At 44.4% G+C, this 15,278-nt stretch carries 15 protein-coding genes; 8 read left to right on the top strand and 7 right to left on the bottom strand.

Annotated elements, in window-relative coordinates:
* The first annotated feature begins 336 nt into the window (after nt 1-336).
* The 7 genes from RH85_RS04055 (at nt 337) to RH85_RS04025 (ending at nt 7,545) form a co-directional block, all read left to right on the top strand.
* Entirely contained in the window at nt 337-2,445 is a 2,109-nt protein-coding gene (locus RH85_RS04055; protein ID WP_006710925.1) for a TonB-dependent siderophore receptor, read from the top strand.
* Nucleotides 2,446-2,663: 218 nt separating this feature from the next.
* Nucleotides 2,664-3,425 carry a DUF3450 domain-containing protein gene (locus RH85_RS04050; RefSeq protein ID WP_006710924.1) on the top strand — a complete coding sequence of 254 codons (762 nt, stop codon included), beginning with the start codon at nt 2,664-2,666 and terminating at the stop codon, nt 3,423-3,425.
* Entirely contained in the window at nt 3,425-4,786 is a 1,362-nt protein-coding gene (locus RH85_RS04045; RefSeq protein WP_006710923.1) for a MotA/TolQ/ExbB proton channel family protein, read from the top strand. Before RH85_RS04050 ends, RH85_RS04045 begins: the two co-directional genes overlap by 1 nt.
* Nucleotides 4,786-5,346 carry a MotA/TolQ/ExbB proton channel family protein gene (locus RH85_RS04040; RefSeq protein ID WP_006710922.1) on the top strand — a complete coding sequence of 187 codons (561 nt, stop codon included), beginning with the start codon at nt 4,786-4,788 and terminating at the stop codon, nt 5,344-5,346. The genes RH85_RS04045 and RH85_RS04040 overlap by 1 nt, the downstream gene beginning before the upstream one ends.
* The gene (locus RH85_RS04035; protein WP_005599193.1) at nt 5,343-5,747 is read left to right on the top strand and encodes an ExbD/TolR family protein; all 405 of its coding nucleotides are present in this window, start codon (nt 5,343-5,345) and stop codon (nt 5,745-5,747) included. The genes RH85_RS04040 and RH85_RS04035 overlap by 4 nt, the downstream gene beginning before the upstream one ends.
* Nucleotides 5,747-6,367, top strand: coding sequence for an energy transducer TonB (locus RH85_RS04030; protein WP_006710921.1), 621 nt, complete (start codon nt 5,747-5,749; stop codon nt 6,365-6,367). Before RH85_RS04035 ends, RH85_RS04030 begins: the two co-directional genes overlap by 1 nt.
* Nucleotides 6,364-7,545: a tetratricopeptide repeat protein gene (locus RH85_RS04025; protein WP_006710920.1), complete on the top strand. Its 1,182-nt coding sequence runs from the start codon at nt 6,364-6,366 to the stop codon at nt 7,543-7,545. The genes RH85_RS04030 and RH85_RS04025 overlap by 4 nt, the downstream gene beginning before the upstream one ends.
* A 66-nt stretch (nt 7,546-7,611) precedes the next feature.
* Here RH85_RS04025 and RH85_RS04020 read toward each other — a convergent pair whose 3' ends face one another.
* The 4 genes from RH85_RS04020 to RH85_RS04005 all read right to left on the bottom strand — a co-directional run bounded on the left by RH85_RS04020 (nt 7,612) and on the right by RH85_RS04005 (nt 10,991).
* Nucleotides 7,612-8,484, bottom strand: coding sequence for an amino acid ABC transporter permease (locus tag RH85_RS04020; RefSeq protein ID WP_241210353.1), 873 nt, complete (start codon nt 8,482-8,484; stop codon nt 7,612-7,614).
* A gap of 140 nt (nt 8,485-8,624) precedes the next feature.
* Entirely contained in the window at nt 8,625-9,452 is an 828-nt protein-coding gene (locus RH85_RS04015; RefSeq protein WP_006710918.1) for a transporter substrate-binding domain-containing protein, read from the bottom strand.
* 9 nt (nt 9,453-9,461) lie between these two features.
* A complete protein-coding gene (locus RH85_RS04010) occupies nt 9,462-10,259 on the bottom strand; it encodes an amino acid ABC transporter permease (protein ID WP_006710916.1) in 798 nt (265 codons plus the stop codon).
* Nucleotides 10,260-10,991, bottom strand: coding sequence for an amino acid ABC transporter ATP-binding protein (locus RH85_RS04005; protein ID WP_006710915.1), 732 nt, complete (start codon nt 10,989-10,991; stop codon nt 10,260-10,262).
* A gap of 373 nt (nt 10,992-11,364) precedes the next feature.
* On the opposite strand from RH85_RS04005, the gene RH85_RS04000 reads away from it, so the two are divergent.
* Nucleotides 11,365-12,021, top strand: coding sequence for a DUF2726 domain-containing protein (locus tag RH85_RS04000; RefSeq protein ID WP_006710914.1), 657 nt, complete (start codon nt 11,365-11,367; stop codon nt 12,019-12,021).
* A 6-nt stretch (nt 12,022-12,027) separates the two neighbouring features.
* Here the strand turns inward: RH85_RS04000 and RH85_RS03995 are convergent, their stop codons facing one another.
* From RH85_RS03995 to RH85_RS03985, 3 genes are all read right to left on the bottom strand, one after another.
* The gene (locus RH85_RS03995) at nt 12,028-13,062 is read right to left on the bottom strand and encodes a GGDEF domain-containing protein (RefSeq protein ID WP_006710913.1); all 1,035 of its coding nucleotides are present in this window, start codon (nt 13,060-13,062) and stop codon (nt 12,028-12,030) included.
* 201 nt (nt 13,063-13,263) lie between these two features.
* Nucleotides 13,264-14,568, bottom strand: a complete 1,305-nt coding sequence (locus RH85_RS03990; protein WP_006710912.1) for a flippase — start codon at nt 14,566-14,568, stop codon at nt 13,264-13,266.
* A gap of 197 nt (nt 14,569-14,765) precedes the next feature.
* Nucleotides 14,766-15,278, bottom strand: a 513-nt coding sequence (locus RH85_RS03985) for an EAL domain-containing protein (RefSeq protein ID WP_006710911.1), incomplete at its 5' end; no start/stop codon positions are given.

Below are 15,278 nucleotides of genomic sequence, written 5' to 3'. Positions count from 1 at the left end.
TTATCAATTATATTCCTTTTCACCAAATGCAGGCAGTCGCAGTGGACTGCAAACTGAGTTGGTCGGCTTACTAAGAGTCAGAACGATGTGGAAGGAATGACCTTCTTCAACAATGTCACTCCCTGAAGGGACATTGCAGTTGAAGAATGGCTCTATCGGGCATAACTCAAACTTTACGGACAAACCGTTTTTTATGCTCTCTTAATGTGTCCTGCCGTAGGGGTATCCCTCATGATGGCTGATCATTACCAATACATTTCGACTCGTAAAATCATTCTTATTTATGGTGAGCGTTCAATCTCACTTTAAATGACAAAAATGAGTAGGAAAATTAAAATGAATTTCAAAGTAACAACCATTTGCAGTGCAGTGGCATTAGCACTTAGCACCTCAGTTGTGTATGCACAAGAGACAGAGATACAGGTAGACGAAACGATAGTCGTGCATGCTCAAAGTTTCAATGACTATAAAGTTGATAGTGCAACAGGTGCGATGCGTACTGATACCAGCATGCTTGATACGGCACAATCAATCAATGTTATCCCTGAGATTGTACTGGAAGAGCAATTAGCAACAACGTTAGGTGAAGCCCTACAAAACGATGCTAGTGTGAGTGCGGGTACGCAAAAATGGAATCGTGAAGTTTTTTATCTTCGTGGCTTTGAACTTTCTTCAACGAATGGCTACCTAAGAAATGGTCATTCGTTATTTACTCATTACATGTTGCCGATCGAGACACTTGAAAGCATCGAAGTGATCAAAGGCCCTTCAAGTTTGCTATACGGTCGTACCGCACCAGGCGGTCTAATCAACATGGTTTCGAAAAAACCAACGGAAGCGCCTCAAGTAAATGTTGGAACAAACTTTGATGACTTAGGCAGTACCCACCATCATATTGATGTGTCAGGTAAATTAAACGAATCGGGAACATTACGCGGGCGTACAGTGCTTGTAAAACAAGACTCTGTTGAGAGCCGTAAGTATGCAACGGGTGATGAACGCGAACGTGATCGCTTCTTAGGCTACGGTGTGATTGAAGCCGATCTATCTGATTGGGGTTTATTATCGTTTAACTACGAAAAAACCAATGACAAAGCTCCACTAGACACTGGTGCGTGGCTAGATCTTAACGGCAATGTCATCGGTAATCGAGATGCGATTCGAGATGCGAACTGGTCGTTCATCGATAATGATGTTGAAAACTGGGGTGCGGATTTAGATGTATACCTAAGCAGTCAATGGCGTGCCAATTTTAGTTTCAACTCGCAAGAGATGAAGCGTCACCGTTATGATTCTTCGCCGAAGCCAACCAGCCAAACTGCTGTTGATGGTAGCTACACGATTAGCCCATTTGATCGCCATGACACATGGAAAACACAAGCATTTCATGCAGATTTGCATGGTGAATTTGCTGCACTTAATGTTGACCACCAAGTCTTGCTGGGCGTGAATGGCCAGTTTTACGACTATGAGCAACTTCGAGTCAGTGGTAGCACTGTAAATGTGAATCCAGGTGACAACCCTGCAAACCCAGGACTTGATTACCATAACGATAACACTACGTATAAGAGTGATAACAACTACTACGGTTTCTATGTACAAGATTTAATTACCTTCAATGATCAGTGGCAAGCACTGATTGGTGGTCGTTATGATATGTACATGGCCGACGGTACTACCAATTCAGATGAAGTTGTAAAAGGGGCAAATGATAGTGAATCATTCTCGCCAAAAGCGGGCATCATTTACCACCCAACGTACAACGGCAGTATCTATGTAAATTACTCTGAGAGTTTTAACCCTGTTAACAATGTCGTTAATGATGATAGAAGCATTACAGAGCGTAAGCCAGAGGAAAGCAGCCAATACGAATTGGGTACTAAGTGGGAGTTAATGGATAGCCGACTACTACTAACTGGTGCGGTATTTGATATTGAAAAACGTAACATTAGTATTACTGAAAGCGGCATCACAACCCAGGATGGTGTTCAACGCCATATCGGTGCAGAGATTGGTTCGCAAGGTCAAATTTCTGATAAGTGGTTTGTGATGATGTCTGGTATGTATCTAGATGCAAATTACGATAAACATGACAAATACCAAGACAAAGCTCCGGCTAACGTACCAGAATGGTCTGGCTCTGTATGGACGCGTTACTCAATGACAGAAGCGACAGCATTTAACTTTGGTGTGTTCTACCAAGGAGAACGCTGGGCTGACAATGCGAATACCGTTAAATTGGATGGTTACACTCGTGTTGATACTGGTGCTTCGCACTCAATCCACAGTGATTATGTGAACTGGGACTTCCGTTTCAATATTGAGAACCTATTTGACACTGATTACGTCGCAGGTACTGGCGGCAGTGTGAGTAACGATGTCGTGACCGATGTTCATTATGGTAACGAACGTCGCTTCAAGCTCTCTGTGAATGCTACATTCTAAATATCGCCAATTAAAATAAATATGAACACCGCTCTGTTTGGAGCGGTGTTTTCTGCTATCTGTCGTAAACCATCGTGTAGACCTGGTGTGTAGCCGTTTACACAAGATTATTGCTATCCGATGCTAAATATTAATGATAATATTTATCAAATAGGATTTGGAAATTTAAGCGTCAATCAAGTTTGCTTGGTTGTTGATTTACTGAACATTTTAAGATTATGAACTTATTTAAAACCAGTTTAGCTATTGTTATCGCCGCGGCTACGAGTCCGGTTTCCGCGTCAAGCCTTGATAGTGCTCAAGCTATCCAGAATAAAACCAACGCAGCGTCTGCTTCGAGTCAAAAGCGTATTGATAATAGCGCTGATACTTCACTTAGATTGCAAGCTGAGATTGAACAGCTAGAAGAAGAAGTTAAAAACTTAGAAGTGTATCAAAAACACCTCAATGCTCTGATCGTTAATCAAGAGCAAGAGATGGCAAATATTGATGCGCAAGTTCAAGAGATCAAAGTGACGCGCCAAGGCGTTGTGCCTTTGATGTATCAAATGGTTGATGCGCTTAAATTACGTATTGATGCTGATGCACCAATCAAAAAACAGCAACGTTTTAAAAGGGTTGAAAAGCTACAAGTATTGATGACTCGCGCTGATATCAGTGATGCAGAGAAATACCGTCGTATTCTTGAAGCTTACCAAATCGAAATGGATTACGGCACTAAGCTTGGCTTGTATCAAGGCCAAATTACGCTTGCGGGTGAAAACCGCGAAGCGGACATCTTACATCTTGGCCGTATCGCATTGATTGCCAGAAGTCTTAATGGCAATACGTTTTGGGCGTGGGATAAACAAGCTAACGACTGGGTTGAGGTGGACAGTTCATTAAAGTCTGAACTTGATAAAGCCTACGCAATGGCGGCGAAGCAAACGGCGCCAAGCCTAATTACTGTTCCTGTTTCACTGCTTGCGGAGACGAAATAATGAAACTTAAATTACTCGTTTCAGCATGTGCGCTAAGCGTACTTTCTTTGACTGCATTCGCTAGCGGTGATTTTACCAGTCAGGCAACAACCGAAAACAACCAGCAAGCAAAGCACAATCAAGTCCGCGAATCAGGCTTCAAAGCGACAGAGAAAGAATTGTCAGTACTGAAAGCGAAACTCGATGCTAAGCGCGCGCAGCTGCAAACTCAAAATGACAAGTTAGCGCAAACTTTCGGTGAGAATGAAGATGCGTTGGCTCGCTTAGAAGAGCAACTTCGTTTAGAAACGGGAAGCTTGGGTGAAGTATTTGGCGTGGTGCGTCAAAATGCCAAAGAGCTGCAAAACGAATTACAGCAGTCTGTGACGGGTGTAGATGCTCAAAGTTACAATGAGCAAATTGAGCAAATTATCGCTGCGACTAGCTTGCCATCAATGCCACAACTGACCGCACTTTGGAAAGCGCTGGATGAGCAAGTACAAGCGAGTGGTCATATTGCGCTAACTCAAGTCAATTTTATTGATGGTGAAGGTAAAGCGAGCCAAGTGGAAGTGGCGCGTTTGGGTTCGATTGGACTAATTGGTAGTGACGGTTACCTAGCTTGGAATGGTCAAAAAAGTGAAGCGAAAGCGTATCTAAAACAGCCAGAGCAAGGCCCAACACTGGCCTCAGTCAGCACTCTGCAAAATGGTGCGGTTGAATCGTTGGTTGTTGACCCATCACGCGGCATCATGCTTGAGCAATTGGCATTAGAACCAAGCTTAAAAGATCGCTTACAAGCGGGTGGGGTCGTTGGCCAAATTATTCTTGGTCTACTGGCAATTGGTGCCATCATTGCGGTTTACCGTGGTGTGAGTTTGGCAAGCGCTCTGCAAAAAATTCGTGCGCAATTGAAAACGCCAACAGTGCCAGGAAATAACCCTCTAGGACGTATTCTAGCCGTCTATAGCAAAGAGCAAAATCGCAGTGTTGAAGCTTTAGAACTTCGCTTACTTGAAGCGGTTGTTGATGAACAAGTTCAGCTCGAAAAAGGGCTTTCAATGCTCAAGTTATTGGCAGCATTGGCTCCAATGCTTGGCCTGCTTGGTACCGTTACTGGCATGATTGAAACCTTCCAAGTGATTACTCAGTTCGGCAATGGTGATCCTAAAGTGATGGCGGGCGGTATTTCGATGGCCCTCGTGACAACCGTGCTTGGTCTTGTTGCCGCAATGCCACTATTGTTGGCACACAATGTGTTGAGCTCTCAAGCTGAAAATATTCGTAATATCCTAGAAAAACAAGGCATTGGTCTAGTTGCTGAACAAGCAGAAAAAGCTGAGCCAATGGTCGCTGCGCGTACTGTGGAGAACGCTGCGTAATGGATCTGTTTTCAATCTCATGGTTGCCAAATGGCATTCAAACCAGTGATTGGCTAATGTCGCTGCAACATTTTATGGAGCAGGGTGGGCAAGTACTCTGGTGGCTCGGTGCTGTGGTATTGGTCTGCTGGGTATTGATTGTAGAGCGAGTGATTTTTTTGCTCGTTCACTACCCTAAATTGCGCCAAGACTGGCTAAACCAGTGGCACCAGCGCCAAGAGCAAAGCTCTTGGTATGCCCATGCCATCCGTGACAGTTGGATCGCACAAGCGCATATGGCTTTATATCAAAATCTAAACATGATTAAAGTGCTGGTGGCTATCTGTCCAATGCTAGGTTTACTCGGTACCGTTACCGGTATGATTACAGTATTTGATGTTATGGCCACTCAAGGCAGCAGCAATCCTAAATTGATGGCGTCAGGTATTTCATTAGCCACATTGCCAACAATGGCTGGTATGGTTGCAGCGTTGGCGGGCATGTTTGTGCATGCACGTTTAGCTAAAGCCTGCCAGCTTCGAGAAATTAAATTAGAAAAATCATTAAGGAGTCAGCGATGAGACTCGGTAGACGCCAACATAAACAAGAAGAGGCGCAAATCGACCTTACTTCGATGCTCGATATCGTCTTTATCATGTTGATCTTCTTTATCGTGACCAGTTCGTTTGTACGAGAGTCCGGGGTAGAAGTTAATCGACCTCAAGCTTCTAATGTGGTGAGCCAAAAAGACGCCGGTATTTTTGTAGCAATCACTTCTGCCAACGATATCTATATCGATAAGCGAGTCGTGGATGTAGAACGAGTGCAAGCTACGCTAGAGCACCTGCTATTAGATAAACCAGATGCATCATTAGTGATTCAGGCTGACGAACATGCTTATAGCGGTACGGTAGTAAAAGTGATGGATGCGGCTAAGGGCGCTGGTGTTAAAAATATCGCGCTGGCGGCGGAGAAGAAGTAGTGTTGCGTGTTCTTTTTGCTTTGCCTATAGCCGGAGCGATTGCGCTGGCTTTATTTAGCTTTATGGCGTGGATGGTGGATAATGGCCACCGTCGTGCTCCTGAACCAAGTGAAGCTCTTAGCTTTAACATGGTGATGGTTGAAGATGAGCAAGATGTTCAGCGCCGCCAACGGAGTGTACCAGAACAGCCAAAAGCGCCTGAGGTGCCAGAGCAAATGCCGGTATCACAAGCGAAGAGCCAAGCCTCGACAGTATCGCCAATGTCGATGCAGCCGATGTTAGGTTTGAGTACCAGTATTGACGGACTTGCGATAAGCGCACCGACGTTCGGTGATTTTGGCGTTAATCAGCAAGCGATGCCACTTTACCGGGTTGAGCCGCGCTATCCTGCCCGAGCATTAAAACGTGGTGCGCAAGGTTACGTTGTATTGAAATTCACCATTGATCCTACGGGGCGCCCACAAGACATTGAAGTGGTCGATGCTCAACCAAAACGTATGTTTGAAAAAGAAGCCATTCGAGCACTGCGTAAATGGAAGTATCAACCAAAAGTGGAAGATGGCAATGCGTTAGCTCAAGCTGGGCAAACGGTTCGATTGGAGTTTAAATTAGCCAAATGATAGGACGTAATCTCTTAACGGCTCTTTTGTGCTTTGCCTCACTCTCAGTAAACGTTGTAAATGCTGCAGAACTGAGCCAATACACCGCTATTCGGGTACAAAAAGCTAACCAACTCGCGCAAGATGAACAGTTTTCCGCAGCGATTGAAGCATTGCAGAAAATTGACACATCTAAAGCTTATGACCAAGCGTTTGTTGCTCGTATGCTCGGTGTGTTTTACTGGCAAAATAACCAAATAAAACCAGCGATTAAGCAACTTACGTTAGCGGTGAATAGCAACAAACTGGAAGATGAGCAGGGGTGGGTAACAGAAAAAATGCTGGCTGACTTATTGCTTAGCGACCAGCAGTTTTCTCAAGCTTTACCACATTACTATCAGTTGGTGAAGCAAGTACCAGCGACACAAAAAGAAGACCAAATTTGGTTGAGAATTGCCCAAGCTCATTACCAAGTTGAAGAGTGGAAAGCGGTGATTCCTGCCGTGGATAAATATCGCCGCTTCCAAGCTAAAGATGAGTTACAACCGCTGTCACTAAAATTGGGTGCGCAACTGCAATTAAAACGTTGGAATGACGCCATTCCAACGCTTGAGCGATTAGTTACATTGCAACCTGACAAAGTCAATTGGTGGCGTCAGTTAGTCAGCCTTCAGCTTCAACAGGGGCAAAACAAGCAAGCGCTCAGTACCTTGGCTTTGGCTAAAGGTCAGGGGGTGGCGTTATCACAGCAAGATCGCATTCTACTGGCGCAGTTATACGCGCAAAGAGGAATTCCTGAGCGTGGAGCGATGGAATTAGCACAATTAGATGGTGCGACTACCGATCTTGATTTGATCGTATCGCAGGCGAGTTATTGGCAACAAGCGCGTGAATGGCAACAAGCGACGAAACAGTGGCAATTAGCGGCAAAGCTAGATGGTAAATACCATTGGAATGTCGCGCAATTGATGGTGCAAGAAGGTCAGTATCAGCAAGCTCTAACTGTTCTTGATCGTGTTCAAGGACGCAAAGCTGACGTGGCATTGGCCAAAACCCGTGCTCACTATAAGTTGAACCAATTTGAGCAGGCGTTAATTCAAGCGAAACAAGCTAATAATATTGAACCGAGTAAGCAGTCTCAAAGCTGGATTAAATACCTCACTCAACTGCGTCGTGCTAATCAAGCCGCAGCGAGTTAATCGATAGTAAGGGAGCTTAGGCTCCCTTTTTCTTGGCTGGAAAATAGAAAATTGAAGATAGATGTCTTAGTGACCAAAATGACTTCTGTGTTCAACAAAGCGGAAAAATAGTGATAAGCCAAAGCAAATCACAAAGTAGACCAAGCCGACAATCAACCAAATTTCAAAAATATACCCAGATGAATTGGCCATTTCAGTGCCGACAAAGGTCATTTCTTGTATCGAAATCAGCGATACGATAGAGGTGTCTTTGACCAAGGAAATCGTCTGTCCAGCAAGCGCTGGTGTGATAGCTTTGATCACTTGTGGAGCGATGACGTAACGATATTTTGTCCAACGTGACATACCGAGTGAATCGGCCGCTTCCCATTGACCTTGGTCTATTCCTTGCAGCCCGGCACGAATTATCTCGCCAATATAAGCAGAAGAAAGCAAACCAATACAAAGCACTCCAGAGGCTAAATTTTCCCATAAATTGGCCGGGCCAAAGAGGAAGGCTTGCAAGCCGTTTAACTCTCCTGAGTGATTACGCAGAGTGTTTTCCAGCCCTAATAGCGGGATTAATTGATTCGAAATGAAAAAGTAAAAAATGAACACGAACACAAGGGGAGGAATGTTACGCACTAGCTGGATAAAAGCGTTGGCGGGAACATTGAACCACGTTGAGCGCGAGAATTTGGCCATGCCTAACGCTATTCCGACTACCAGAGCAAATGCGATGCCCCACAAACTGAGTCGTAATGTGGAAAGTAGCCCTTGGAAAAAATAGGGTAGACTGCCATCGGCACGAGGGGTAAAAAGTAAGCTGAGAGCATCCTCCCAGTGCCAGATATAATTTACGCCAATGGTCGAGCGATGATATAGCCAAGCAAACAAGGCGGCACACAGAGCGAGTAGAACCCAATCTAATGGCTTAAAGCGCCATGGTGATATTGCGATGGGTTTGTTTACTGCTAGGGTTTTGGATGGGAATTGCTCGCTCACTCGATTGCTCCAAGCTTGGAAGTTACCGATTAAGCATTTGCCTAATCGGTATGTTTACAGGGGTAATGTTGACGACTGCGCTACGATATCGCGCTCTATTGGCCTTGTGCGATCTGATCTTGCCAATCTAAGGTTGAGAACCAATATTCATAACGCTCTTTTAACCAGCCATCTTGAGTCCGTTGCTCGATCCACTGATCAAAGAAGGCTTGTTTATCATCTTCGCCTAAGCGCACTGCAAATGCCTCATTACCTTGTGATAAGCGTTCGTCAAACGGGATAAATAGTTTATTTGCGTGCTTGATGGCTTCGTGCTCAGGTTTTGGGCTCGATGCAATGACGGCATGCGCGTTGCCATTAAGAACTTCTTGGAACGCTTGAGAATCATCATCAAACTGCAAGATTTTCGCTTTAGGGAATGTTTCACGTGCGATTTGCACCGTATAAGCGCCTCGACGAGCGGCTATTTTTATACGTCGAGAATCAAAATCAGAGAATTCACTAAATCCTTCTGCTAACTCTTTACTCGCCGCCACTTGAACGCCTGAATGTGAATAAGGCGCTGTAAATAAAACGCTCTTAGATCGCTCTGGTGTCACGGACATACCGCCGATGATGACATCGAACTTTTTGGCTAACAATGCCGGAATAATGCCATCCCATGCCGTTGGTACAAACTCAACTTTCCAACCTGAATCTGCCGCAAGTCGTTTAGCAACGTCAATTTCAAAACCAATCAACTCACCTTGTTTATTACGCATTGCCCACGGAACAAAAGTGGACATACCAACGCGCAACGTTCCACGCTCATTGATTGCCTCCAAGTTCGAGTTCGCACCGGTGTTTTCTTGCGCGTTCACCAGCGAAGGGATCGCGATGGCTATCCCTAATAACGCAGTGATCGTTGCCTTGAATAACTTCATGTTATCTCCTTATATTTTACGCCAACTGGCTCCTAGTCTGCTTTCCAGCCATGCAGATAAGCCAGAAAGCGATAATGTTAAAGCGAGATAGATTGCCGCCACTGAGAACCAAATTTCAAAGGGCATAGCGGTCTCCGATACGATATTTCTCGCTTCGGTGGTTAAATCAAAAATAGCCATCACACTGACAATCGAGGAGTTCTTTATCAGTGAAACCACTTCATTAGTCAGCGGTGGTAATGTCCTTTGCAGCACTTGTGGCAAGATGACATCTTTGTAGCTGTTCAGTGGTGAGAGCCCCAGTGTTTTGGCTGCTTCAAATTGGCCTTTAGGGATACCATTGAGGCCCGCTCTGAGAATCTCAGCGGTGTAAGCCCCTTGAAATAACGATAATGCCAGAACCGCGGTGGCGAATCGATCTAAACCAATAACTGGGCCAAAGACAAAATAGAGCAAATAAATTTGCACCAGCAGTGGTGTGTTACGGATCAATTCGACATAGCTGGTTGCAATAGCACGACCGACAAGAGAGTCGCTCAGGCGCAATAAGGCCGTTGTAAGACCGATCAACAAGGTGAAGCACAAGCTGATGGCCGATATTTTTATGGTAACGACTAAGCCATCGATCAATTCTGCAGGCCACCATTCACCATCTTCATAGAATATGATGTAGTCCATCACACGATGCCACTGCCATTGGTAACCCATTGCTTGCGCACCTGAATCCAATAGCCACACGATGGCAATGGTGATAAGCGCAATTTGCACCATGGCTTGTAAGACGGGTTTAACGATTCGTAAAATCATCTAGTAACTTAGAATTTGGTTGAGAAACGTTTTTGTACGCGGGTGCTGTGGATTTTCAAATAGAGCGGTCGGCGAATTTATTTCAACAATTTCGCCTTCATCCATAAACACCACGCGATTAGCCACTTTTTTAGCAAAGCCCATCTCATGGGTGACACAAATCATGGTCATACCGCTTTGTGCCAGTTCGACCATCACATCTAACACTTCATTGATCATTTCTGGGTCGAGTGCAGAAGTTGGTTCATCGAAGAGTAGCAGATCGGGCTCCATACACAATGAACGTGCGATCGCGACTCGCTGTTGTTGTCCACCAGACAATTGGACAGGGTATTTGTTGGCTTGCTCTTCGATATTGACACGTTTTAAGTATTTTAGAGCGCGTTCATTGGCTGCTTGCTTCGATAATTTTAGGGTGCGTATTGGCGCGAGCGTGAGATTTTCCAATACCGTCAGATGTGGAAAAAGATGAAAGTGTTGGAACACCATGCCAATTTTGCCCGGTTTGATAGCTTTACTTGCCGTAGGGTGATCAAATACACGGATGTCACCTTGCTGGAATTGCTCTAAATTGTTGATGCAGCGAATAAGCGTAGATTTGCCAGAGCCTGAGGGGCCGCACACGACAACAATCTCACCGCTAACAACGCTAAGGTTGATGTTCTTGAGTGCTTGGAATTCACCAAACCATTTGTTGACGTTGCTAAACTGAATGATGGGGGGTTGAGTCATCAGAACACATTTTTCTTTGTTATTGTTTTTAAACAATAACAACTAATTAACGGATTTGCACTGGCTGATAGCTGGAAAGCGAAGCTAATTGGCGATTTGTTGTCAAATTGTATAATTGGCAGTCAAAATATGTGAGTTTTTGCACGTCGCCATTGGTCGTTATGATTGCCTTAATGCTTTTAATGCCCGCTAATAGTGATGAAAGGAGCGCGGTGTGATTTGGAATATTGTTAGCGGCAGCGAATCTGGAATAGGGCATAGAATCTGTCATATGGCACACAGTTCATTGAGTTGGCGGCAATTAACCATTTTGAGCCAGCGAATTTAAGGTTAGAATTAATCAATAATTCAATCTTTGGAGCTCCTGCACGCAATGGAATATGTAGCTGTCATTGTCTTACTGTTTGTTGGTTTCTATCTTTTCGTTCAGAAACGATACCTTGGCCAGAACGAACTTAAAGACAGCGCGTACAAAAAAAATGGCCCGTTACTTAACAGCAAAGAATCGGCATTTTATACCGCGCTTATCTCGGCCGTTGGACAGCATGGCGTTGTGATGTCTAAAGTGGCGATGTCTAAAGTTATTGCACCAAAGGCGACGGATAAAAAAAGCTGGTTTATCGCCAACAACCGTATCGCAAAAAGCCACTTTGATTATGTGGTTTGTGATCCTCGAACTCTAGAAGTGCGTGTCGCCATTGAGCTGGATGATGGTAACGCTTTAAATAAAGGCAAGTTAGAGCGGCAAAAGTTGCTCATGCACGTGTGTAAATCAGCGGGCATTCCCTTGATTGGTGCAAGTGTTAAGCATAGCTATCAGGTTGGAAAATTACGCCGTTTGCTCGCTGCCCATATTGATTTGATTGAACCGGATAAAGAAGTGCGATTCTGCAAACGTTGTGGCAGCCCTATGGTAGTGAAAACCGCCGCCCAAGGTGATTTTAAAGGTCGGCGATTTTTTACTTGTAGCCGTCAACCACATTGCACTTATACCGAAAACTATAATGTTGTGTTTGAGGACGTTGAATAGACGTTATCAACAGATGGCTTGCTCATTTTCTTGGTAAGCCATCACTTGATTGCGGCCATTTTTCTTGGCTCGATACAGCTCCATATCCGCAATATGCAGAACCTTATCTAGGCTATTAAGAGGGTCGCATTGATAGACGCCAATACTGGCCGTCAACTTAATCGGATTCTCTTCAGAGAAGAATGGGCATTCTTCGATTGATTTTCTTATCAGCTCTGCTCTGGCCATCGCTTCTCCATTTGAGGTATTACGAAGCGCTACACAAAACTCCTCGCCACCAATACGATAAACAGAATGCTCGTCACTATGAGCATCGATAACGGCGGCTGCTTGTATCAGCACTTTGTCACCGACATCATGGCCGTGTTTATCATTCACTTGCTTAAAATAATCTAAATCAAGGATCAACAACGACATCGGCATTGGCTGACTTTGCTGGCGAAAGCGCGAGAAATGATGTACGAGAGCATGTCGATTGTAGACTCCGGTCAAAGAATCCCTCGAAGCCAATTGCCCCAAGGAAGTGTCTGAATGTGAGCGTTTCACCTGAATAATATACGAAACAACCCATATACAGAGATAGCAGAGTACAAAGTTTGCCAGTAAATATGGATGAATGGCATTTTGGTGCTGGAGCATTTTGTAAGCGGTCGCGGTGACTAACGTGATCATACCAATGCTGGTTGCGACGGTGCCTTTTTGAGTGCCTAGCAATAGATAGAACATCAGCGGGAACAGCGATGCCCAAATGAGCATGCCGTGGCGAATAGAGTGAACCGAAACGCCAATAGCAATCATTAGAATCAGTGAGTAGGCGTAAATATCAACGACATATTGGCGGCAATTATTGCGATAAGTCTTGTAGCAAATGTAGGCTGAAAAGAGTGCAAATAGCCCTTCATAAGCCGGCATGAACAGTGACTGAGCCAAATTGATGCTCAAAATGGCCATAATGGTAGAGGCGATAGTCAAGAAAAGACTCAACCAAAATAGCACCGCGCGTCGAATATGCAGCGAAGGATTGAATATGTCCGGTTCCATTGATTAGTTTTCCTTAGTCTGCATATGCTGCCGATTTAATTGCAACGACAATGGTATTCATTTAACGCCATTGATCAAGCTAAGTTTTGAACCGAGATCACACTTTCGTTGTTAAGTCTGCAACAAGTATGCTCTTGATATATCTCTCTTTTGATATTCCTGATGTTCAACTCGATCTGGTTACATCGGCAAGGTGAACGTTTAGGCATTTTGGTGCGTGTTCTTTTTAGAATGAGAAAAGCCAATCCAGGTTTTTAGTTGAGTTTGAATCCATACTTGACGAGTCATCAACAGATTTCCCACCACAAGGCTGATAGCGATAGCAATCGCGGCGCCAATCTCTTGGTAGAGAGGTACAAGGCTGAATAAAAGTGCCAGGTTGAGAGCCAGAGTTATGGCTAGGGAGCGAACCGTTTTTCCTTCGTTATGAGTCATGTTAAGCACTAAGCCAACCGGACCAAGTAACATACTGACAAAGTGCCCCACACAAAGAATAATCAGAGCCGGGTAGGCATTGAGATATTCAGCACCGAACAACCAACGGATCAATACATCACCAACGAAAACCAGCAGCAAAAAGATCGGTAGAGAGACTAGAACCGTCAGTTTGACCGCACGGCTAATCAAGGCTTGAGTGCTTTCCATGTCAGCACTTTTGTACAGTCTTGCGATATTAGGCATTAAAACTGCGCTAATGGAAGAGAGTACGATGGTAATTAACATGACCGCTTGCATTGCAACACGGAAATAGGCCACGGACTCTAAGTTGCCAAGCCAGCCGAGCAGGACAATAGCGAGTTCCGCATTTAGCGTGACGACAAAGGTGATTAACGCAAATGGGAGTAAGGATTTTACCCAAGAGTTAGTTAAATACTCAGGTTTTGCTGGTTGGCTATATTTGGCAATCACGTGACGTACCAGCAAATAACTTAAACCACAGGTTAGAATTAAAGCGAAGATAGCGATAGAAACCAGCGTCATCGAGGATAAAGGGCGGTCAGAATAGACAAAGTAGAGCAGTACCACCAAGGTAAACACGGGCGCTAAGAGTTTAGACGGCAATTGAGCTAAAATGGGTTTTTGAAAACCGTTAAGTACCGCATCCTGCTGGCTGGCAATGCCACGTAGTGGGATTGCCCACATGGCAATTAGAATTAGTGCGGCGACATGAGGTTGGAAATAGTCCAAATAAAGCAAAGCCGACATTATGCCTAAAATAAGCAGTGAAACCGATAATACGTAGCCTCTGGACCACCAAATAATACCGTTAAGTTGTGACCATTTTTTTTCTAAATGAAAATTGGCTACCTCGCGCACCATTAAATTAGGAATGCCGGCTAATACAGGCAGAGCGGCGATAGAGATGATGGAAAAGACATAGGTATATAGGCCATATTGTTCTGCGCCAAGAAAACGCGCAAAAATGACGCCAGAGATAACAGATAAGCCGCGACTGATTAATTGAAGACTTGCGGTACCAAAAAATAACTTAGCGAAAGAACTCATAATAACAACTTAACATCCTTGTTCCCCGAAGGGGCGGTGAGTGCGTCACGTGTACAAGACGTTGAAGCTTATTCATATGTACGACAATCTCAAACCAACTAAAAATCACTGAGTGGCAATATTACACCGTTCGTGCGTCTGAAAAATGAGACAAGTCTTAATTGTTTAGTGAGAATGCGTAAACATAATGCGATGATTTATGTAGGGGAGCCGATCAGTAACGATGATGAGAATGTTTCTTCGTTAGTCATGGCGATAATGTTATCCAACGGGACGGGTTTGGAATAGAAATAACCTTGAATCGTCGTACAACCGAGTCGTTGTAAAATAGTTTGCTGCTCTAGGTTTTCGACCCCTTCAGCGACAATATTAAGTTCATTGGATTGTGCAATCGCAATAATGGTTTTGACAATATTCAGGCTAGACTGATCTTCCATCATCTTAATAATAAATGAGCGGTCAATTTTTATTTCAGTGATGGGCAGGGCATTAAGATAACTGAGCGATGAGAAACCAGTACCAAAGTCATCAAGTGCAATACTAAATCCCATTTCTTGTAACGTGGTCAGGGTTGGTTGCACCGCGCAAAGGTCTTCGATAAACACATTTTCAGTTAACTCTAAAACAAGTAGATTATTGCTCAGCCTGTGGCGTTGAGCCGTAGAAACCACCAAGTCAATGAAGCCTGGATGGAGTAGCTGTTTAGGCGC

The organism is Vibrio ichthyoenteri ATCC 700023 (assembly GCF_000222605.1).
Classification (GTDB): Bacteria; Pseudomonadota; Gammaproteobacteria; order Enterobacterales; family Vibrionaceae; genus Vibrio; species Vibrio ichthyoenteri.
The sequence above is the reverse complement of the archived record's forward strand: the minus strand, read 5'-3'. Positions and strand labels throughout refer to the sequence as shown.

Bases quoted from the DNA above. Each gene is read 5' to 3' on its own strand.
- RH85_RS04005 (WP_006710915.1), bottom strand. From the start codon at position 10,991: ATGACTCAACCCCCCATCATTCAGTTTAGCAACGTCAACAAATGGTTT.
- RH85_RS04015 (WP_006710918.1), bottom strand. From the start codon at position 9,452: ATGAAGTTATTCAAGGCAACGATCACTGCGTTATTAGGGATAGCCATC.
- RH85_RS04000 (WP_006710914.1), top strand. From the start codon at position 11,365: ATGGAATATGTAGCTGTCATTGTCTTACTGTTTGTTGGTTTCTATCTT.
- RH85_RS03990 (WP_006710912.1), bottom strand. From the start codon at position 14,568: ATGAGTTCTTTCGCTAAGTTATTTTTTGGTACCGCAAGTCTTCAATTA.
- RH85_RS04010 (WP_006710916.1), bottom strand. From the start codon at position 10,259: ATGATTTTACGAATCGTTAAACCCGTCTTACAAGCCATGGTGCAAATT.
- RH85_RS04040 (WP_006710922.1), top strand. From the start codon at position 4,786: ATGGATCTGTTTTCAATCTCATGGTTGCCAAATGGCATTCAAACCAGT.
- RH85_RS04035 (WP_005599193.1), top strand. From the start codon at position 5,343: ATGAGACTCGGTAGACGCCAACATAAACAAGAAGAGGCGCAAATCGAC.
- RH85_RS04050 (WP_006710924.1), top strand. From the start codon at position 2,664: ATGAACTTATTTAAAACCAGTTTAGCTATTGTTATCGCCGCGGCTACG.
- RH85_RS04045 (WP_006710923.1), top strand. From the start codon at position 3,425: ATGAAACTTAAATTACTCGTTTCAGCATGTGCGCTAAGCGTACTTTCT.
- RH85_RS04055 (WP_006710925.1), top strand. From the start codon at position 337: ATGAATTTCAAAGTAACAACCATTTGCAGTGCAGTGGCATTAGCACTT.
- RH85_RS03995 (WP_006710913.1), bottom strand. From the start codon at position 13,062: ATGGAACCGGACATATTCAATCCTTCGCTGCATATTCGACGCGCGGTG.
- RH85_RS04025 (WP_006710920.1), top strand. From the start codon at position 6,364: ATGATAGGACGTAATCTCTTAACGGCTCTTTTGTGCTTTGCCTCACTC.